A 17,938-nucleotide genomic window follows, 5' to 3' on the forward strand; every position below is an offset into this window, starting at 1 on the left:
GGTGGGAGCAGCCGTCAGGCCGCCGCGCGGTCGATCGCGAGCTCGATGCCGTCGAGCAGGCGGTCGAGGGTCGCGTCGAAGGACGCGTGCCCCGCGTCGAAGCCGCCGGCCTCCCAGACCTGGGTCATCGTGGGGTACCTCTCGGGGTCGAAGTAGGTGCCCCAGAACGTCGACATGGAGTCCCAGTAGTCGTCGTTGCTCAGCCCGGACTCCGAGCCCTCGGACTGCTCGGCGATGCTGGCGCGCGCCACGCCGCGCACGTACGTGTCCACGAGCCCGATGACCTCGACCACCTGGGTGGCGGGCAGGCCGGCGCCGACGAGCACCCGCAGCCCGGCCTCCTCCGCGTCGAGCACGTGGGGCGCCAGCGGGAGCCGCCACATGTTGGTCTGCAGGATCCACGGGTGGCGCAGGTAGAGGTCGCGGTGCTCGCGGGCGTACCGGGACATGGCGGCGCGCCACGGCTGGTCGGCACCGGGGAGGTCGAGCTCGGCGAAGGCGCGGTCGATCATGAGGTCGACCAGCTCGGTGCGGCCGGGGACGTAGGTGTAGAGGGTCATGGCGCCGACCCCGAGGTGCGCGGCGACCTTGCGCATGGACAGGCCCTCGAGGCCGGCGTCGCGCACGACGGTGGTCCCGGCGTCGACGACCTCGTCGAGGCTGAGGCGGGCCTTGCGGCCGCGGCCGGAGGGCTGCGGCGGGTCCCACAGCAGGGCGAGGCGGCGCTCGCCGTCGGTGGGCACGGACGTCGGCAGGCTGCTCGTCATGGTTCCTCTGTCGGGGTTCCTCACTATTCTCGTACAGTGTATGCTCAACTCGACCGAGCATTCCGGTACAACGTACGAGAGGCGGGTCGTGATGATCCGAGCGAGAGGTCTCACCAAGACCTTCACGCGGGGCAAGGACACCGTCGAGGCGGTCAGAGGAGTGGACATCGACGTCGCGGAGGGCGAGCTCGTCGCCTTCCTCGGGCCCAACGGGGCCGGCAAGTCCACGACGCTGCGCATGCTCACCTCCCTGCTGCAGCCCACGGCCGGCACCGCCACGGTGGCCGGGTACGACGTCGGCACCCACCCCGCGCAGGTGCGCGCCCGCCTCGGCTTCATCGGCCAGGGCAACGGCGGCGGCTTCAGCTACCAGGTGCGCGACGAGCTGCACAACCAGGGCCGCTTCTACGGGCTCGCACCGGCCGAGTACAAGCGGCGGGCCTCCGACCTCGTCGAGGCCCTCGAGCTGGGCGGGCTCGAGAAGCGGACCGTCCAGTCGCTCTCCGGCGGGCAGCGGCGGCGCCTCGACGTCGCGCTCGGCCTCATGAACCACCCGCCGCTGCTGTTCCTCGACGAACCCAGCACCGGCCTCGACCCGCACGCGCGCGCCAACCTGTGGGAGCACATCGTCGCGATGCGCGAGCGGTACGGCATGACCATCGTGCTCACCACGCACTACCTGGACGAGGCGGACGACATGGCCGAGCGCGTCGTCGTCATCGACCACGGCCAGATCATCGCCGACGCCTCGCCCGAGGCCCTCAAGCGCGAGCACGCGGACGACGTCCTCGCGCTCACCGTGCGCGGCGACTCGGCCGAGGCCGTCCGGGCGGCGCTCGGGACCGTCGTCGGCCCGGACGCCCCGCACCCCGGCGAGGTCACCGTGCCCGACGGCGGCACCCCGGCCGCGGACGGCGGCCTGCGGGTCCGGGTGGCCACCACGCACGGGGCCGACCGCCTGCCCGAGGCCATCGAGGCCCTGCGGCTCGCCGGCCTGACCACCACGTCGGCGGCCGCCCGGCAGGCCAGCCTCGACGACGTGTTCCTCAACCTCACCGGCCGCAGCCTGCGCGAGGAAGCGACGACCCAGGCGGTGGCGGCATGACCACGCACGAGGACACGAGCACCCGGACCGAGGCGGTGCACGAGGAGGCCCGCATCGTGGTGCGGACGGGGCCGGGCAAGTTCGTGGCGGACACCCGCGCGGTGTTCGTCCGCGAGATCCTGCTCATGCTGCGCGACCCGTTCACGCTGATCTTCTCGCTGCTGCAGCCGCTGGTGTTCCTGGGGCTGTTCGCCCCGCTGCTGACCGGGACGTTCGGCGGCACCGGGATGTCCACGGCGGACACCTTGCAGTGGTTCGTGCCGGGCGTGATCGTCATGATCTCGCTGTTCGGCACCTCGATGACCGGGTCGAACCTGCTGTACGAGCTGATGACCGGGTCCTACGAGCGGGTGCTCGCGACCCCGCTCGACCGGTCGGCGATCCTGGTGGGGCGCGCGCTCAAGGAGTTCGCCCCGCTGGTGGTTCAAGGACTGCTGATCGCGGTGCTGTGCCTGCCCTTCGGGTTCCGGTTCAACCCGCTGCACGCGGTGGCCGCGCTGGTGCTGCTCGGCGTGTTCGGCGTCGGCGTCGGGGCGTTGTCCTACGCGCTGGGCCTGGCCGCGAAGAACCGCGAGTGGCTGTTCTGGGGCGTGCAGCAGGCGCTGATCTTCCCGCTGCTGATCCTCTCCGGGATGATGCTGCCGCTCGAGGCCGGCCCGGGCTGGATGCAGGTCGCGGCGCGCTTCAACCCGCTGACCTACATCGTCGACGCCGAGCGGGCGCTGTTCGCCGGGAACGTCACCGACCCCGTGGTGCTGTGGGGCGTGCTCGCGGCCGCGGTGACGTGCGCGGGCGGTCTGTTCGTCGGGATCCGCACCACCCGCCACGCCACCTGAGCCTCCCCTTTGGGGTTGTGGGCGGGAAATCTGGCCCGGTATGCGTTATTTATACCGATGCTGGCCCCCGATTTCCCGCCCACAACCCTTCAGCGGCCGGTGTTGTTCATCTCGTCCGGGTGCGAGCCGACGCGCTCGCCGCGGTCGAGGGCCGTGATGTCTGCCATGTCGGCCTGGGACAGCTCGAAGTCGAACAGCCGGAAGTTCTCCCCGATGCGCGCCGGCGTCACCGACTTGGGGAAGATGACGTCGCCACGCTCGATGTGCCAGCGCAGCACCACCTGGGCGGGTGTCCTGCCCAGGTTCTCGGCGATGCGCGCGATCGTCGGGTCCTCCAGCACGCGGCCCCGGCCCAGCGGCGACCACGCCTCGGTCACGATGCCGTGCTCGGCGTCGACGGCCCGCACGTCCTCGTTGCCCAGCCACGGGTGCACCTCGACCTGGTTGACGGCCGGGACCACGGTGGTCTCGTCCATCAGGCGGCGCAGGTGGTGCGGCTCGAAGTTGGACACGCCGATCGCCCGGGCGCGGCCCGAGCGGTAGATCTCCTCCAGCGCGCCCCACGCCTCGACGTACCTGTCGACGGCCGGCAGCGGCCAGTGGATGAGGAACAGGTCGACGTGCTCGAGCTGCAGCTCCTCCAGGGTCAGGTCGAACGCCGCCAGGGCGTCGTCGTGCGCGTGGAACGCGTTGTTGAGCTTGCTCGTGACGAAGTAGTCGGCGCGGTCCAGGCCGGAGGCGGCCAGCGCCTCACCGACGCCGCGCTCGTTGCGGTACATCTGCGCGGTGTCGATGTGCCGGTAGCCGATGTCCAAGGCGGTGGACACGACGTCGCGGGTCTGCTCCGGCGGCACCTGGAACACCCCGAAGCCGAGCTGCGGAATCTGGACGCCGTTGTTGAGGGGCAGGGACGGGATCGACTCGTTGCTCATCCGACCATCCTGCTCACATCTCGGATCATGATGCGACCCGTCCAGCGGGTGCACAATGGAAGGGCACCGGGAGGTTGACGATGGTCACGAGGGACGAGGCGCGGACGGCCAAGAGCACGTTGCGTGAGAGGCTCGGCCGCGTCGAGGGCGTGTGCGGGGTCGGCCTGGCGCAGCGCGGCGACACCCACGACTGGGTGCTGCAGGTCAACGTGCAGAACGTCAGCGCCCGCAAGGACGTGCCGCCCGACGTCGACGGCGTCCCGGTCCGCGTCCACGTGGTCGGCGCCGTCGAGGCGCTCTGACCCCAGCCTCACGCCGGCGCGTCGACGCGGTGGTCGGCCCGGAAGGCCTCGACGATGCGGTCGGTGCCGCCCCCCACGTGGAGGAACTGGGCGTCGAGCACGCGCGCGAGCTCGTCGAGGGCCTCCTCGAGCATGCTCCCCAGGTGCCGGACATCCGGCAGTCCCGATTGCTGGGCCGCTTCGGTCAGGTCCTGGGCGTGGACGATCGTGTCGGCCAGCGACGTCGACCGGTCCTGGTCGCGGAAGTAGTACGTCTCGGAGTACTGGATCAGGTCCACGTGCACCTGCTCGACCTGCTGGGTGACGCCCTCGAGCAGGAGCGCCGCGGTCGCGTTCTCCATCGAGGGCAGCCTCGCCGCGGCTCCGCTGCGGTGCAACGTCATGAGGCGCAGGGCGAGTACGCGCCGGCGGGTCAGCGCCGGGTAGACCTGCAGCACCCAGGAGACGGCGGCGGTGAGGAGGGCGAAACCCAGCAGCCCCTCGACGGGGGTGACGATCCGCAACCAGGGGGCCAGCGGGGTGATGTCGCCGTAGCCCAGGGTCGTGACGGAGACCAGCGAGAGATAGAGCGCGTCCACCACGGTGCTGCGCGTCGCGGGGTCGATGCCGGTGGCGTACAGGAATCCCGCGGGCATCCACGACCAGAAGATCAGGGCCCAGCCGAGCACCATGAGAACGGCCCAGCCGCCGATCGCCGCCACCATGGCCGCCGCACCGCTGAGGCGGCGACCGTACGTCCCGAGGTGTCGCGACGCCCGCCACACAGCGTGCATCAGGGACTTGCTGAGGCGACCCTGGCCCGTCGGGTGCCACAGCGTGTGAAAGACGTCCCACATCACGACCAGGACGAGTGCCCCGCCCAGACCGGTCATCAACCAGCTCACCCTCGGACGCTAGGCGGGCGGGCGGGTGCAGGCACGTCGGAGCGATGCCGTCGCATCGGATAATCCCTCGCCCGCCGCTCTCCGCAGGCGCACAGTGGAGCATGACCACGGCACCGACGCCCGCCCCGCAGGCCACCTGGCGCATCATCGACGCACCCCACGGCGCGTCGCTCGACGCCCCGGAGGCGTGGGCCTACCGCGGCATCGCGGAGGTCGAGCGGGAGTGCGCCCTGGACGAGTTCGGGCACGACGACGTGGCGCAGCGTGCGATCGACGTCCTGGTCGGCATGCAGGACCAGCGGTACCTGCGCCGACGTCGGTTGGTCGCCGTCGAGGACCAGCCCGACGGCACGCCGCGCGTCGTCGGGCACGCCGTGCTGTACCTGCCGCAGACGTCGAACGAGCACCTCGCCGACGGCCGGGTCGCCGTGCTGCCCTCGCACCGCCGTCGCGGGATCGGAGCCCAGCTCGCCGAGCGCCTGCGGCAGATCGCCGTGGCGGAGGGGCGCACGACGGCGTTCGCCGAGGTGGACTTCGCCCACGAGCCGGTGCCCGCCGAGGACGAGGCGGACGACCGCGTCCTGGTGCCGCCCACCGGCAGCGGGGCCGTGGCCGCCGACCACCCCGGCATGGTCCTCGCGCGGCGGCTCGGGCTGCGGCTCGAGCTCGTGTCTCGGCGTTCGGTCCTCGAGCTCCCGCTGCCCGACGGCGCGGCCGAGCGCTTCGCCGCCGACGCGCGGGCGGCCGCCGGCCCGGACTACCGCGTCCACACGTGGCAGGACCGCACCCCGGAGGAGTGGATCGAACAGTACGCCGATCTCGAGACGCGACTGACCATGGACGAGCCCAACGCCGACCTGGACCTGCTGCCCGAACGGTGGGACGCGGACCGGGTCCGCTTCCACGACGCCGAGCACGCGGCCGCCGGCCGGGGCTACGTCGTCACGGCGGCCGAGCACGTGCCGACGGGGCAGCTCGTCGCCGTGACGATGCTGCTGTTCGCGCGGGACCGGCCCGAGCTCAGCGAGCAGGAGACCACCGTCGTCCTGCCGGAGCACCGTGGCCATCGTCTCGGCATGCTCGTCAAGGCGGTCAACCTGCAGGCCCACGCCCGCGTGCGCCCCGCGACGCGCCGCATCTCCACCTGGAACAACGAGAACAACCCGCACATGCTGGCGATCAACGTCGCCCTGGGGTTCCGGCCGGCCGGCGGGTGCGCCGCCCTGCAGGCGAACGTGGCGGACGTGGTGCCCGCGGACGTCGGGGCGGCGCCGCCCGCCGGAGGCTAGCCGCCCTCCCGGGCGTGGCGGCTCTCGCGATCGTTCGCCTTCTGGATCGCCTCGACCAGCTCGTCCTTGTCCATGGTCGACCGGCCCGGGACATCGAGCTCCTGCGCGATCTCGTACAGGTGCTCCTTGGAGGCGTTGGCGTCCACGCCGCCAGCTGTCGGTCGCGAGGTGTTCGCGCCGCCCTCTGCCTGCCGGTCCGACGGGCCGGCCTCGTCCTTCGGCTGCCAGTGGTCGCCGACCTTCTCGTGCGTGTGCTTCAGCGCGGCGTAGGCGACGCGGTGCGCGCGCTCCTCGTCGTCGTACTCGTCCATGGCGGAGTCGTACGCCTTGGTGAACGTGCGCTGGGCCTTGTCGTCGGAACGCTGCAGGGTCGAGGGCAGCTCGCTCTGCCGGGCGTCGCCGCTGCGGGTGGTCTTCGGCATGGTCGGACTCCTTCCTCTCAGGTCCCACCGTGCGTCACCGCGCCGATCTTCGCAGCGGCTGTCGGTGCCGGGCGGGTAGGCCCGAGGCCTAGAGCGAAGCGCTCACAGACGTGGCTTGGTCCACGCCACCTCCGAATCGGCCCAGAGCGAGAGTCTGCGGAATGGACTTCCAGGCGTACACCAGAAGGAGCAGCGCGGCTATGGCCGCGAGTATCCAGGCCAGGGGGAGCGCTACTGCGGCCGCTGCCGTGAACAGCAGGCCGGTCGTTCCGAGCAGAACGATGATCGAGGCCACCAATACCCCGCCGATCGTGTTGTGCTTCGCGATGCCACCCTGATCGTCATAGCGGCGTTTGAAGATGGTCAGCCAGAGAGGCCCGCTTCCGATGATGCCCGTGGACAGGCCAGCGGCGACGGCGACAACACCAAGAGTTGCCTGAGCTTCGTCACCGACGATGGCATCGAGCGAATCCCCTCCCGCGAAGACGGTCGTGAAGAGCGCCGCAGCCAAGCCGACGCTTGATGCCCAGTTGTCTTGAAAGCTCCAGTCCGACGTGATGCCAGGCAGCGAGAACTTCAGGTAGCGCGGGTCCCACCACGGCTCGAGACCTCCCGTGGGCTGATCGCTGGTGTGTTGGAATCGCTCTTCTGTTCGTACCCGTCGGGTGTTGCCGCGTGGCCTGTTCAGCCAGAACAAGTAGGGAGGCACCACCCCCACCAAGGAGAGCGGCACTCCGAGCCACACATACCACCAGAGCGCGCTCCACTGTGGCTCGGCAACCGGAGCCAGACCGATGATGACGGCGATCGACGAGGGGACCAGGGGGCCGGCCTCGCTCTGTGCAGAGACCTCGGCCGGACGAGGTTGTTCACCAGCGGTGCAGCTCATCACGAACGTGACATCGCCGCTCGAATAGGGCTGCAGGTCGGGCGTCCCCACTGCCTGGCCGCACGAAGCGTCCGTCACAGTAAGCATCAGCGTGATCTCCGACGGCGTGATGTTTGTTGCCGTCATCGTCAGTTCCGAAGTGCCATCCTGTGCGCGCTCAGCGTCATACGGAGCGCCCGAGATGAAGTAATCAGCTGCGTCGTCGGCCGCGCCGAGGCCCAAGACGGGAGCGGATGCTACGAGGCTGAGCGTGGCTATGCCCAGCACGCCCGCGAAGAAGAGACCAGAAGAGCGCCCTCGATGTTTCCGTATCGACATCTCGGCCCCGATCTGCACCGGCATGCCCGGCACACGTTCACGGTCCCACCGCGTGCCGTAGCGCGCCAACGCTTGTGCGTCATCGCCTCCATGCCGCTCACGTGCCGCGGGGAGGACGGCTTCGCTCGGCCGATCGATTCTGCCGCCGCGCGCGTCGCTCGGTGACGCCGCCCGGTGCCTCACAATGGCCGGGTGACTGCTACCTCCCGCCTGCCCAAGGTCCGCGCCTCCGAGCTGGTCGGCCGTGGCTGGTTGAACACGGGTGGCCAGGACCTGCGGCTGAAGGACCTGCGCGGGAAGGTCGTCGTCCTCGACTTCTGGACCTTCTGCTGCTTGAACTGCCTGCACGTCCTGGACGAGCTGCGCGAGCTCGAGGAGTCCCGGCGCGAAGAGCTGGTCATCGTCGGGGTGCACTCCCCGAAGTTCGCGCACGAGGCCGACCCGGACGCCCTGGCCGCCGCCGTCGAGCGCTACGACGTGCGCCACCCGGTCCTCGACGACCCGGAGCTGACCACCTGGGACGCCTACACCGCGCGCGCCTGGCCCACCCTGGTGGTCGTGGACCCGGAGGGCTACGTGGTGGCGCAGATGGCGGGGGAGGGGCATGCGTCGGCGATCGCCGCGATCGTGGACGATCTGGTCGCCGAGCACGAGGCGAAGGGCACCCTGCACCGCGGTGACGGCCCGTACGTCCCGCCGACGCCGGAGCCCAGCACCCTGCGCTTCCCCGCCAAGGCGGTGGAGCTGCCGGGCGGGAACCTGCTCGTCGCGGACGCCGGCCACCACTCGCTCGCGGAGCTGGGGCCCGATGGCGAGACGCTGGTCCGGCGCATCGGCTCCGGCGAGCGCGGGTTCGCCGACGGCGGTCCCGGCCCGGACGGCACGCACACCGCGCGGTTCAGCGAGCCGAACGGGCTCTGCCTGGTGCCGACGGAGCTCCGGCCGCGCCTCGGTTACGACGTGCTGGTCGCCGACACCGTCAACCACGCACTCCGTGGTGTACATCTCGACACCGGCCAGGTGTACATGGTCGCAGGGACCGGCCGGCAGTACATGGTCGGCGGCCAGGAGAACGTCGAGGTGCCGGGCGAGGCGCCGCGGGCGCACCGGCCCGGCGACCAGTACCCGCCCACCTGGGTCAACCTGTCCTCGCCCTGGGACGTGGCCTGGTCAGAGCCGCTGGCCGCGTTCGTCGTGGCCATGGCGGGCAACCACACCCTGTGGGCGTTCGACGGCGAACAGGCCTCGCTCCGCCTGCTCGCCGGCACGATGAACGAGGGACTCGAGGACGGCACGGGGAGCACAGCCTGGTTCGCCCAGCCGTCCGGTCTGGCGCCGTCGCTCGACGCCGACGGGCGCCCTGACGGCGGCTTCTGGCTCGCCGACGCCGAGACCTCGGCCCTGCGCCACGTCGCACCCGCCGACGGCTCCGGCGTGGAGGTGCGCACCGCCGTCGGGCAGGGACTGTTCGACTTCGGTCACCGGGACGGCCCGGCCGGCGAGGCGCTGCTGCAGCACCCGCTCGGGGTGGCCACGCTGCCGGACGGCAGCGCCGTCGTCGCCGACACGTACAACGGCGCGCTGCGGCGGTACGACCCGGCCTCGGGCGAGGTCACCACGCTGGCGACCGGCCTCGCGGAGCCGAGCGACGTCGTCGTGCAGGCGGACGCCGACGGCGGCACGGTGCACCTGCTGGTGGTCGAGTCCGCCGCGCACCGGCTCACCCGGCTCGCCCTGCCCGCCGACCTCGCGGGTCAGGTGCTCGACGCCGGCGCGCACCGCGTCGCGCGCGCGGCCACCGACGTCGTCCCGGGCGCGCTGCGCCTGGACGTGCCGTTCGTGCCGGCACCAGGGCAGAAGCTCGACGACCGGTTCGGCCCGTCCACCGAGCTCCGCGTCAGCGCGACACCGCCCGAGCTGCTGCTCGACGGCGCCGGCGACGGCACCGACCTCGTCCGGACGCTGCGCATCAACCCCGAGGTACCCGAGGGCGTCCTGCACGTGACCGCCAAGGCCGCCTCCTGCGACGAGGTGCCGCTCGGCCCGGACGGCGAGCCCGACCCGGACGTGTTCCCGGCCTGCCACCTCGCCCAGCAGGACTGGGGCGTGCCGGTCCGGGTCACGCTGGACGGTGGCACCACCCTCACGCTCCCGCTGCGGGGCGCGTAGCCGTGGAGCCCGCCGAGATCCTCGTCGCCGGACCGGCGTCGTGGAACCAGCTCGTCCACCTCGACCGGCTGCCGGACCCACGCCCGCACACCACGTTCGCCCGCGGCCACCACGCCACGGTGGGCGGGACGTCGGCCGGGAAGGCGCTCAACCTGCGATGGCTCGGCCGCACCGTCCAGCTCCGCACGGTGCTCGGCACGGACGCCGAGGGTGCGCGCGTGCGCCGGCGGCTCGAGTCCGCGGGCGTGGACCTCGTCGTGACCGACGCCCCGGACGGCCGCACGGAGCGGCACCTCAACCTCCTGGACCCCGACGGCGGACGCGTGTCGATCTACCTCCAGGCACCCGACGCGTTGCCGGAGCAGGACCACGGCGCGGAGGCCGCGGCCGAGGCAGCAGCGCTCGGGCGCGCCGTCGACGCCGCCCGCGCCGTCGTCGTCGACCTCGCCGTCACGGCCCGCCCCGTGCTGGAGGCCGCGACGGCGCGGGGCGCCGACGTGTGGGTGGACCTGCACGACTACGACGGCGCCTCGGCGTTCCACCAGCCCTGGGTGGACGCCGGGACGCACGTGTTCCTCAGCTCCGACCGGATGCCCGGCTACCGCGACTTCCTGCGGTCCCGGCACGACGCCGGTGCCCGCCTCGTGGTCTGCACCCACGGGGCAGGGGGCGCCACGGCCCTGACGGACGAGGGGTTCGTCGACGTCCCCGCGGTGCGGGTCGACCAGGTCGTGGACACCAACGGCGCCGGGGACGGGTTCTTCGCGGGATTCCTCGACGCCCACCTGGGCGGTGCAGGGGTGGATGCGGCGATGCGGGCGGGCGCCGAGCACGCCGCGCGCGTGGTCCGGAGCCCCGAGCTGGCGCCGGCTGACCGCTGACTCACACCATCGCGGCCGACCGCTCCCAGAGCTCGTCGGCGACCCGGGGGTCCGTGGCCTCCCGGCTGACCCCTGACGCGATCCGGTGGCCCTCGTAGTAGGCGCCCGGCTGGAAGGTCGAGCCCGGGGTGCCCTCGGCGAACCGGACGAGCTGGTCGGCGCCCTTGTCGGGGCTGACGGTGAACAGCCGCCGGAGCGGACCACGGTAGAGGTACCGCAGCACGTGGTTCGTCTCCCCGGCGAAGCTCGTGCCCACCACGCCGGGGTGGAACGCGACCGCGCTGAGACCCTGGTCGCCGTAGCGGCGCTGCAGCTCCTGCGTGAACAGGATGTTGGCCAGCTTGGCGTTGCCGTACGCCCGGTGCGCGGCGTAGCGATGGGCGTTCTGGAGGTCGTCGACGTCGAACCGGCTGAACAGCTGGGCGGCCCGGCTCGCCGTCTGGATCACGGTGGCACGCCCGGAGACCAGGGCGGGCAGCAGCAGCTCGGTCAGCAGGAACGGCGCCAGGTGGTTGACCTGGAAGGTCTTCTCGTGGCCGTCGACGGTGAGCTCGCGCTCGCCCATGATGCCCCCGGCGTTGTTGGCGAGGACGTCGATCCGCGGGTGCGCGGCGAGCAGGTCGGCGGCGAGTCGGCGCACCTGAGCCAGCTCGGCGAAGTCGGCCAGGAAGAAGGGGGCGTCCAGCTCGGCGGCGACCGCCTCGGTCTTGGCCGCCGAGCGCCCGACGAGCACCACGTGGTGCCCGTCGCCGGCCAACCGGCGGGCGGCGGCCGCGCCGATCCCGTCGCTGGCCCCGGTGAGGACGATGGTCCGCGACATGTGTTCTCCCGTCGTGCGGTCGGTCGGCGTGCGGTCGGTCGGCAGGCGCGTCAGGGCGCCTCCAGCTCGTCGAGCATGCGCTCGAGGTTGCCACGGGCGGTCGCGGCGTACCCCTCGACCCAGTCGCCGGTGTAGGCGCGGGGCACCACCTCGACCACGAGCAGGCACGCGAAGTAGGCGCGGTACAGCCGCAGGCGGGTCCATGCCGAGGGGTCGCCCGCACCCGGCGTCCCGTCGCCGAGCCCGAGCTCCCCGCCCGTCTCCCGGTACCCGGCGAGCAGCTCGGGGTCGACGGCGCCCGCGCCGAGCTGGTCGGCGCCGACCAGCTCGAACACCGGGTCGCCCCACAGCGCCCTCTCCGCGTCGAGGAACGCGGTGAGGCGGTGGTCGGCCGGGTCGAGCAGCACGTTGCCGGGCCACAGGTCGGCGTGCACCAGCCGAGGCGTGGTGACGGCCGCCAGGACCTCGTGCCCGGCGCGGACGGCGGCGCGCAGGCGCCCGTGCGGCAGCGGCACGTCCCAGCGGTCGGCGTCCGCGAGGACCGCCTCGACCATCGCGCCGAAGGCCTCGGGCCAGGTCTCCCGGCTGAGGCCGGCCGACGGCGCGGGGTAGCCGAACCGGTCGCCGGTGATCCGGTGCAGGCGCGCCATGACGGCGCCGAGGGAGCGCCGCACGGCTCGCGCGGCGCCGTCGTCGAGGTCCGCGCCGTTCCACAGCACGCCGGCCAGGTGCTCGGTGACGACGACGTCGCCGTCGACGTGCTGCCGGCTGGCGTCCACGTGCAGCACGGCGGGCACGGGCAGGCCGGCACGGTGGGCGAGACGGTAGACGGCGGCCTCCGTGCCGGAGATCCCGTGCTCGTAGCGCAGCAGCCGGGTGGTGTCCGCGCCGGTCACCTTCACCACCACGTCACGGCCGTCCGCGAGGCCGACGCGCAGCACGGTGGCGAACAGCCCGCCCGCCAGCGGCTCGACGTCCCGGACGGTCCCGACCGGAGCCAGGACCGCCGCGACCTGGTCGTCCGTGACGGCGGTCTTGGTCAGCACGCGCCGAGCCTAGCCCCGCGCCGACGTGGCCGACAGGTCCCTCAGGCCAGGCCGGTCCGCCGGGCGACCACGGCCGCCTGCATCCGCGACGGCACCTGCAGCTTGGCGAGCACCCGGGACACGTGGGTCTTGGTGGTGGCCTCGGAGATGACCAGCTCGGCGGAGATGTCCTGGTTCGACAGGCCCCGACCGAGCGCGGCCAGCACGTCGACCTCCCGCGGGGTCAGACCGTCGAGCCGGGGGTCGGCCTCGCGAGCTGCGGGATCGGGTGCCACGGCGTCGGACGGCGCCGGTGGGGTGCCGGCGATCCGGGCCAGCACGCGCCGGGTCACCTCGGGGGCGAGCACCCCCTCCCCGGCCGCCACCTGCCGCACGGCACGCAGCAGGTCGGCCGGCTCGGCCGACTTGAGCAGGAACCCGGCCGCGCCTGCGTCGAGGGCGCCGTGGACGTACTCGTCGAGGTCGAACGTGGTGAGCACGAGGACGTCGGCCAGCCCCTCGGTGGTGATGATCCGTGTCGCCTCGACGCCGTCGGTGCCGGGCATCCGCAGGTCCATCAGCACGACGTCGGGCCGCAGCGCACGCGCGTTCGCCACGGCGGCGTGGCCGTCGGCCGCCTCCGCGACCACCTCGATCCCTTCCGCGGCCTCCAGCAGCAGGCGCAGGCCTGCACGGATCGCGGCGTGGTCGTCGGCGACCAGGACGCGGACCGGTCGCTCTGCCGGCACGGTCACGCGGACTCCCTCCCGGCGGGCAGCCGGGCCTCGACGTGCCAGGTGCGGTCCGCCGTCGGCCCCGCCGTGAACGTCCCGCCGAGGCCCTCGGCCCGCTCGCGCATGGTGGCCAGCCCGGTCCCCGCGCTGAGCGGCCCCACCTCTCGCTGTGGGTGCACGACACGCCGCTGAGCCGCGTGAGCCGACGGCGCGTCGTGCACCCACAGCGAGGGGAGGGGGTTGCTGATGCGCAGGGTCAGACCGGCGCCCTCGTCGAGGGCGACCGTCACGGGTTCACCGGGGGCGTGCTTGCGGGCGTTCGTCAGCGCCTCCTGCGCGATGCGGTGCAGCGCCTGCCCGACGGCGGCCGGGACCGCGCGGCCCGCGAGCTGCTGCGGGTCGTCGACGGTGACGTCGTCGCCGGCCGAGCGCGCCGTCCGCACCAGCTCGCCCAGCCCGTCGAGGCGGCCCGGGGCGGTGAGCGGTTCGGGCGCGACGTCGGCCCGCAGCAGCTCGATCATCGACCGCATCTCGGTGAGCGAGGCGACCGAGCTCTCGCGCACCTGCTCCAGGGCGGCGCGGTCCCGCCCCGCGTCGGGCGGCAGGGCGAGCGCCGCGCCGGAGTGGATCGCGATGGACGACAGGTGCGAGGCGATGACGTCGTGCAGGTCGCGGGCCATCGCCGCCCGCTCGGCCTGGACGGCCTCGTGCCGGTCCAGAGCGGCGATGCGGGCCTGGTCGGCGGCGCGCTCGCGCTCGAGGTCCGCCGCCCGGGCGGCCTCGTCGGCGCGGGCCCGCTCGAGGTCGGCGAGCTCGGACTTCTGCCGCACGTTGTCCGCCCACCACATCGGCATCACCACGACCCCGGCCATCTGCAGACCGGCGAACACGAAGTAGCGCAGCTCCTGGCTCGCCTCCCCGGCGGCGACCGCCACCGCCAGGGTGAGCGTCGCCGCCGCCGTCCACAACCAGGTCCGCGCCGTGCGGCCGGTCCGCAGGACGGCCTCGAACAGCAGCTCCCACAGCACCACGAGGAGGATCGCCAGGCTGCCGCCCCACACGAGGTCGACGGCCACGACGGCCAGGCCGGCGGCGAGCGCGAGCAGCGGGTGCGTGCGCTTGGCGAGGAGCAACAGGCAGCCGACGGCGAGCAGCGCGACGCGCCACCACGGCTCCGGGTCGACCGAGCCCAGCGGTCCGACCTGCTGGACGAGGTCGACCAGCCCGACCCCCAGCAGCACGAGGCCGACGACGAAGGCCACGACGGCACCGAGCACGTCCGCCAGCAGGTCCTCACCGGTCCACGCCCGCAGCGGGCTCCACGCCCGCAGCGGGGTCCACGCCCGCAGCGGGCCGCGCGAGCTCGCGCTGGCGGGGGACTCGGTGCTCACGTCCCCATCCCAGCACAGCGCGCGGAGCGGCGGATCGGCGAAAGGTTGTACACGCCGCGCCAGGAGCCTCGGAGGCGGGCCCGAGGATCATCCGTCCGGCGGACGCCGCGGACCTGCTCCCCGGGCGATGCTCGGCCCATGGACCTTCCAGTGGACCTCGTCGGGACCGAGGGCGGGCTCGTCGCGATGGCGGGCGTGCTCGTCGTGCTCGCGCTCGTCGACTCGACCAGCTTCGGCACCCTGCTCGTTCCCGTCTGGCTGCTCCTGGCCCCCGGCCGGGTGCGGTCCGGTCGCGTGCTCGCCTACCTCGGCACCGTGGCCGTCGCCTACCTGCTGATCGGTGTCGCGGTGCTGCTCGGTGCCGGCGTGGTGCTCGCACGGTTCGGCGACGTCCTGGAGTCGCGGCCGGTCCTGCTGGCGCAGCTCGTGCTGGGCGTCGGCCTGCTGGCGCTGAGCTTCCGGTTCGACGGCAAGCGGTCGGCCCGCCGGGCCGAGGCGGCCGGCGGCCGGCCGGGCCGGTTGGCGCGGTGGCGCGGACGGGCCCTCGGGCTCGACCCCGGTTCCTCGTCCGTGCTGCCGCTGATGGGGCTGGCGCTCGGGGCCGTCACGCTGGAGGCGGCGACGATGCTGCCGTACCTGGCCGCGATCGGCCTGCTGACGGCGTCGGACCTCGCGACCCCGGTGACGGTGGGGATCCTCGCCCTGTACTGCGTGGTGATGGTGCTGCCGGCGCTGCTCCTGCTCGGCGGACGCCTGGTGGCGGCACGGTGGATCGACCCGCTCCTGCGCCGCCTCGAGCGGTGGTTGTCGAAGAACGCCGCCGAGATGACCGGCTGGGTGCTCGGCGTCGTCGGTGTGCTGCTCGCCCTGGACGCCGTCGGGCGCCTCGGGTGGACGTGAGCCGCCGTCAGGCGAGGAGGCCCGGCAGCTCGAGCAGCGAGTCGACGACGTCGACGCGGCCCGCGGCGGGGCGCGTCGCGTGCAGGTACCCCCACGGGCCGCGACGGACCAGCACGGGCCGCATCCCGGCGTCGGCCGCCGGGAGCACGTCGTTGTCGAGGCGGTCGCCCACGTAGGCGATGTCCGACGGCGGCACGCCGGTCAGCTCCGCCACCGCGGCGAAGAACCGGGGGTCGGGCTTCTCGACGCCCCACTCGTCGGAGGTGCGGATGCTGTCGACGGGCAGGTCCATCGCCTCGAGCGCGGCACGCGCCTGGGGCGGCTGGTTCCCCGCGACGACGACGGCGAACCCGGCGTCGCGCAGCGCGGCCAGAGCGGGGCGGACGTCGTCGTAGAGGTCGTCCGCGTCGAAGTTCTCGCGCAGGTCGTCCGGGTCGTCGACGGCCCACCGGGCGATCTCCGCGGGCAGGTCGAGGCCGGGCCGGGCGAGCTCGAACGCATCCTCCAGCGGACGGTCCGTGGCGGCGCAGGCGCCGATCAGGCCGAGGAACGTGCCGGCCGGGACGCCGAGCCGGCCCGCCCAGCGGGAGAAGATGCGGGTCTCGTCCACGAGGGTCTCACCGACGTCGAACACCACCGCGCGCACCATGGGCCCGAGCCTAGCCTCCGCGCCGGGCGTGGGATGCGCGCTCTTCGGGGGGCAGAGGTAGCGTGTTCAGCGCACGTTCAGATCCCCGGCCTAAGGTGAGTGACATGACCGATCCGGCGATCCCCGTGACGCTGTCCACAGCGTCCGTCTACCCGCGCCGTGCGGCGTTCGCCTTCGAGTCCGCGGCCGAGATCGGCTACGACGGCGTCGAGGTCATGGTCTGGTCCGACCCCGCCACGCAGGACCCGAAGGCGCTCTCGCGGCTCGCGGCCGACACCGGCATGCCGATCCGTTCGATCCACGCCCCGACGCTGCTCGTCAGCCAGCGGGTGTGGGGGCGGTCCCCGGCGGACAAGCTCGCCCGAGCCGTGGACATGGCGGGCGAGCTGGGGGCGCGGACCGTCGTCGTGCACCCGCCGTTCCGCTGGCAGTACCGCTACGCCCGCAGCTTCGAGGAGCAGGTGCGCGAGCTCAACGCGGCCAGCCCGGTGACCGTCGCGGTGGAGAACATGTACCCGTGGCGCCCCCACTCCCGGCTCGACCGGGAGCTCAAGGCGTACCTGCCCGGCTGGGACCCGATGGAGCACGGCTACGACGCCGTGACGCTCGACCTCTCGCACGCCGCGATCGCGCAGCAGGACGGCCTGAGCCTGCTCCACGAGTTCGGCGACCGCCTGCGGCACGTGCACCTGGCGGACGGCACGTTCAACGCGCGCGACGAGCACCTCGTGCCGGGCCGGGGCGACATGCACTGCGACAAGGTGCTGACCGAGCTGGCCCACTCCGGGTTCGACGGCGACGTGGTCCTGGAGATCTCCACCCGCAAGGCGTACGACGCCCACGAGCGGCACACCGACCTCGTGGCCGGGCTGGAGTTCGCGCGCGCCTACCTCTCGCCGGAGCCCGTCCCGTACACGCCGCCGCCCCCGGAGCACCGGCACCGTCCGGCGGACGCGTGGGAGCCGGAGCGCCACGGCCTCGCGGGCTCCTGACCTGGCGGGCTCCTGGCCCCGCGGGGGTCAGGCGGCCAGCGAGGGGCGTGCGCCGACCGCGCGGAGCACGAACGTCTCCGCTGCGCTGATGGCGCGCTCCCGGGCCTCCGGTTCCTCGGGGATGAGCCGGCCCGAGAGGCATGCGTTGACGAGCTGCACGGTCGGCTCGATGTCCTGGCGCGGGAACGAGCCGACGGCGATGCCCTCGTGCAGGATCCGCTTGAGGATGGACTCCACGATCTCGGCGTGCTCGCGCAGCCGGTTCTGCGTCGACCGGGAGAGCACGGTCCGCAGGTCGGGGCCGGGCGCCAGGTGGAAGACCCGCGCGAGCTGGGCCTGCTGGCGGATGTAGGTGCGCAGCTGCTCCACGGGGTCCTGGACCTCGGCGAGCGCGCGCTCGAGCGTCAGGGCGTACTGCTCGGTCTCGTGGGTGATGAACCCGAGGAGCAGCGACTCCTTGTCGGAGAAGTGGTTGTACACCGCGGTGCGCCCCACGCCGGCCGCCGTCGCGATGTCGGCCAGCGTGATCGTGTCGAACCCGCGCTCCGCCATGAGCGTGGACAGCGCCGCGAACAGCTTGTGCCGGGTCATCTGGCGGTGCTCGTGCAGACTCTTGCCGATGATCTTGGGCAT

General features: G+C 73.1%; 19 protein-coding genes. 8 read left to right on the plus strand and 11 right to left on the minus strand.

Annotation, left to right across the window (positions count from 1 at the left end; translation table 11 throughout):
• Positions 1–14 precede the first annotated feature (14 nt).
• The gene (locus BCL65_RS01295; protein ID WP_106264452.1) at positions 15–767 is read right to left on the minus strand and encodes a TetR/AcrR family transcriptional regulator; all 753 of its coding nucleotides are present in this window, start codon (positions 765–767) and stop codon (positions 15–17) included.
• 91 nt (positions 768–858) lie between these two features.
• Between BCL65_RS01295 and BCL65_RS01300 the strand changes: the two genes are divergently transcribed.
• Positions 859–1,872: an ABC transporter ATP-binding protein gene (locus BCL65_RS01300; RefSeq protein WP_106264453.1), complete on the plus strand. Its 1,014-nt coding sequence runs from the start codon at positions 859–861 to the stop codon at positions 1,870–1,872.
• Positions 1,869–2,708 (plus strand): ABC transporter permease, encoded by an 840-nt coding sequence (locus BCL65_RS01305; protein WP_106264455.1) that lies wholly within the window; start codon positions 1,869–1,871, stop codon positions 2,706–2,708. The genes BCL65_RS01300 and BCL65_RS01305 overlap by 4 nt, the downstream gene beginning before the upstream one ends.
• Before the next feature lie 89 nt (positions 2,709–2,797).
• Here the strand turns inward: BCL65_RS01305 and BCL65_RS01310 are convergent, their stop codons facing one another.
• Entirely contained in the window at positions 2,798–3,640 is an 843-nt protein-coding gene (locus tag BCL65_RS01310) for an aldo/keto reductase (RefSeq protein ID WP_106264457.1), read from the minus strand.
• A gap of 80 nt (positions 3,641–3,720) precedes the next feature.
• On the opposite strand from BCL65_RS01310, the gene BCL65_RS01315 reads away from it, so the two are divergent.
• Complete coding sequence (locus tag BCL65_RS01315) at positions 3,721–3,942, plus strand: hypothetical protein (RefSeq protein ID WP_106264459.1); 222 nt, start codon at positions 3,721–3,723, stop codon at positions 3,940–3,942.
• Between the two features lie 8 nt (positions 3,943–3,950).
• Here BCL65_RS01315 and BCL65_RS01320 read toward each other — a convergent pair whose 3' ends face one another.
• Positions 3,951–4,826 (minus strand): potassium channel family protein, encoded by an 876-nt coding sequence (locus BCL65_RS01320; RefSeq protein ID WP_125206473.1) that lies wholly within the window; start codon positions 4,824–4,826, stop codon positions 3,951–3,953.
• Positions 4,827–4,927: 101 nt separating this feature from the next.
• Between BCL65_RS01320 and BCL65_RS01325 the strand changes: the two genes are divergently transcribed.
• The gene (locus tag BCL65_RS01325) at positions 4,928–6,115 is read left to right on the plus strand and encodes a GNAT family N-acetyltransferase (protein ID WP_106264463.1); all 1,188 of its coding nucleotides are present in this window, start codon (positions 4,928–4,930) and stop codon (positions 6,113–6,115) included.
• Here BCL65_RS01325 and BCL65_RS01330 read toward each other — a convergent pair.
• The gene (locus BCL65_RS01330; RefSeq protein WP_106264465.1) at positions 6,112–6,537 is read right to left on the minus strand and encodes a ChaB family protein; all 426 of its coding nucleotides are present in this window, start codon (positions 6,535–6,537) and stop codon (positions 6,112–6,114) included. The genes BCL65_RS01325 and BCL65_RS01330 overlap by 4 nt on opposite strands.
• Positions 6,538–6,625: 88 nt before the next feature.
• Complete coding sequence (locus BCL65_RS01335) at positions 6,626–7,768, minus strand: hypothetical protein (RefSeq protein ID WP_106264467.1); 1,143 nt, start codon at positions 7,766–7,768, stop codon at positions 6,626–6,628.
• Between the two features lie 168 nt (positions 7,769–7,936).
• On the opposite strand from BCL65_RS01335, the gene BCL65_RS01340 reads away from it, so the two are divergent.
• Positions 7,937–9,913: an NHL domain-containing thioredoxin family protein gene (locus BCL65_RS01340; RefSeq protein WP_106264469.1), complete on the plus strand. Its 1,977-nt coding sequence runs from the start codon at positions 7,937–7,939 to the stop codon at positions 9,911–9,913.
• A gap of 2 nt (positions 9,914–9,915) precedes the next feature.
• On the plus strand, positions 9,916–10,794 hold the full coding sequence (locus tag BCL65_RS01345; protein WP_106264471.1) for a carbohydrate kinase family protein: 879 nt from the start codon (positions 9,916–9,918) through the stop codon (positions 10,792–10,794).
• A gap of 1 nt (position 10,795) precedes the next feature.
• On the opposite strand, the gene BCL65_RS01350 is transcribed toward BCL65_RS01345, so the two are convergent.
• Genes BCL65_RS01350 through BCL65_RS01365 form a run of 4 tightly spaced genes read right to left on the minus strand, consistent with a single transcriptional unit; the run spans position 10,796 to position 14,764 of the window.
• Positions 10,796–11,614: an SDR family NAD(P)-dependent oxidoreductase gene (locus tag BCL65_RS01350; RefSeq protein WP_106264472.1), complete on the minus strand. Its 819-nt coding sequence runs from the start codon at positions 11,612–11,614 to the stop codon at positions 10,796–10,798.
• 50 nt (positions 11,615–11,664) lie between these two features.
• Positions 11,665–12,660 carry a phosphotransferase family protein gene (locus BCL65_RS01355; protein WP_106264474.1) on the minus strand — a complete coding sequence of 332 codons (996 nt, stop codon included), beginning with the start codon at positions 12,658–12,660 and terminating at the stop codon, positions 11,665–11,667.
• Positions 12,661–12,701: 41 nt separating this feature from the next.
• Positions 12,702–13,394, minus strand: a complete 693-nt coding sequence (locus BCL65_RS01360) for a response regulator (protein ID WP_374956667.1) — start codon at positions 13,392–13,394, stop codon at positions 12,702–12,704.
• Positions 13,391–14,764, minus strand: a complete 1,374-nt coding sequence (locus tag BCL65_RS01365; RefSeq protein ID WP_106264476.1) for a sensor histidine kinase — start codon at positions 14,762–14,764, stop codon at positions 13,391–13,393. Before BCL65_RS01365 ends, BCL65_RS01360 begins: the two co-directional genes overlap by 4 nt.
• Positions 14,765–14,902: 138 nt before the next feature.
• On the opposite strand from BCL65_RS01365, the gene BCL65_RS01370 reads away from it, so the two are divergent.
• On the plus strand, positions 14,903–15,664 hold the full coding sequence (locus tag BCL65_RS01370; protein ID WP_106264478.1) for a GAP family protein: 762 nt from the start codon (positions 14,903–14,905) through the stop codon (positions 15,662–15,664).
• Positions 15,665–15,671: 7 nt separating this feature from the next.
• Here BCL65_RS01370 and BCL65_RS01375 read toward each other — a convergent pair whose 3' ends face one another.
• The gene (locus BCL65_RS01375; RefSeq protein WP_106264479.1) at positions 15,672–16,313 is read right to left on the minus strand and encodes an HAD family hydrolase; all 642 of its coding nucleotides are present in this window, start codon (positions 16,311–16,313) and stop codon (positions 15,672–15,674) included.
• 104 nt (positions 16,314–16,417) lie between these two features.
• Here BCL65_RS01375 and BCL65_RS01380 point away from each other — a divergent pair, with 104 nt between their 5' ends.
• Positions 16,418–17,305 (plus strand): sugar phosphate isomerase/epimerase family protein, encoded by an 888-nt coding sequence (locus tag BCL65_RS01380; protein WP_106264481.1) that lies wholly within the window; start codon positions 16,418–16,420, stop codon positions 17,303–17,305.
• Between the two features lie 27 nt (positions 17,306–17,332).
• Here the strand turns inward: BCL65_RS01380 and BCL65_RS01385 are convergent, their stop codons facing one another.
• Positions 17,333–17,938, minus strand: coding sequence for a TetR/AcrR family transcriptional regulator (locus BCL65_RS01385; protein ID WP_106264483.1), 606 nt, complete (start codon positions 17,936–17,938; stop codon positions 17,333–17,335).

This window comes from Isoptericola halotolerans (genome assembly GCF_003003075.1).
Lineage (GTDB): Bacteria > Actinomycetota > Actinomycetes > Actinomycetales > Cellulomonadaceae > Isoptericola > Isoptericola halotolerans_A.

What these genes read in the sequence shown, in the direction of transcription:
- BCL65_RS01295 (WP_106264452.1), bottom strand. Translation starts at nt 767, where the DNA reads ATGACGAGCAGCCTGCCGACGTCCGTGCCCACCGACGGCGAGCGCCGC.
- BCL65_RS01300 (WP_106264453.1), top strand. Translation starts at nt 859, where the DNA reads ATGATCCGAGCGAGAGGTCTCACCAAGACCTTCACGCGGGGCAAGGAC.
- BCL65_RS01305 (WP_106264455.1), top strand. Translation starts at nt 1,869, where the DNA reads ATGACCACGCACGAGGACACGAGCACCCGGACCGAGGCGGTGCACGAG.
- BCL65_RS01310 (WP_106264457.1), bottom strand. Translation starts at nt 3,640, where the DNA reads ATGAGCAACGAGTCGATCCCGTCCCTGCCCCTCAACAACGGCGTCCAG.
- BCL65_RS01315 (WP_106264459.1), top strand. Translation starts at nt 3,721, where the DNA reads ATGGTCACGAGGGACGAGGCGCGGACGGCCAAGAGCACGTTGCGTGAG.
- BCL65_RS01325 (WP_106264463.1), top strand. Translation starts at nt 4,928, where the DNA reads ATGACCACGGCACCGACGCCCGCCCCGCAGGCCACCTGGCGCATCATC.
- BCL65_RS01330 (WP_106264465.1), bottom strand. Translation starts at nt 6,537, where the DNA reads ATGCCGAAGACCACCCGCAGCGGCGACGCCCGGCAGAGCGAGCTGCCC.
- BCL65_RS01335 (WP_106264467.1), bottom strand. Translation starts at nt 7,768, where the DNA reads ATGCCGGTGCAGATCGGGGCCGAGATGTCGATACGGAAACATCGAGGG.
- BCL65_RS01350 (WP_106264472.1), bottom strand. Translation starts at nt 11,614, where the DNA reads ATGTCGCGGACCATCGTCCTCACCGGGGCCAGCGACGGGATCGGCGCG.
- BCL65_RS01370 (WP_106264478.1), top strand. Translation starts at nt 14,903, where the DNA reads ATGGACCTTCCAGTGGACCTCGTCGGGACCGAGGGCGGGCTCGTCGCG.
- BCL65_RS01375 (WP_106264479.1), bottom strand. Translation starts at nt 16,313, where the DNA reads ATGGTGCGCGCGGTGGTGTTCGACGTCGGTGAGACCCTCGTGGACGAG.
- BCL65_RS01380 (WP_106264481.1), top strand. Translation starts at nt 16,418, where the DNA reads ATGACCGATCCGGCGATCCCCGTGACGCTGTCCACAGCGTCCGTCTAC.
- BCL65_RS01385 (WP_106264483.1), bottom strand. Translation starts at nt 17,938, where the DNA reads ATGCCCAAGATCATCGGCAAGAGTCTGCACGAGCACCGCCAGATGACC.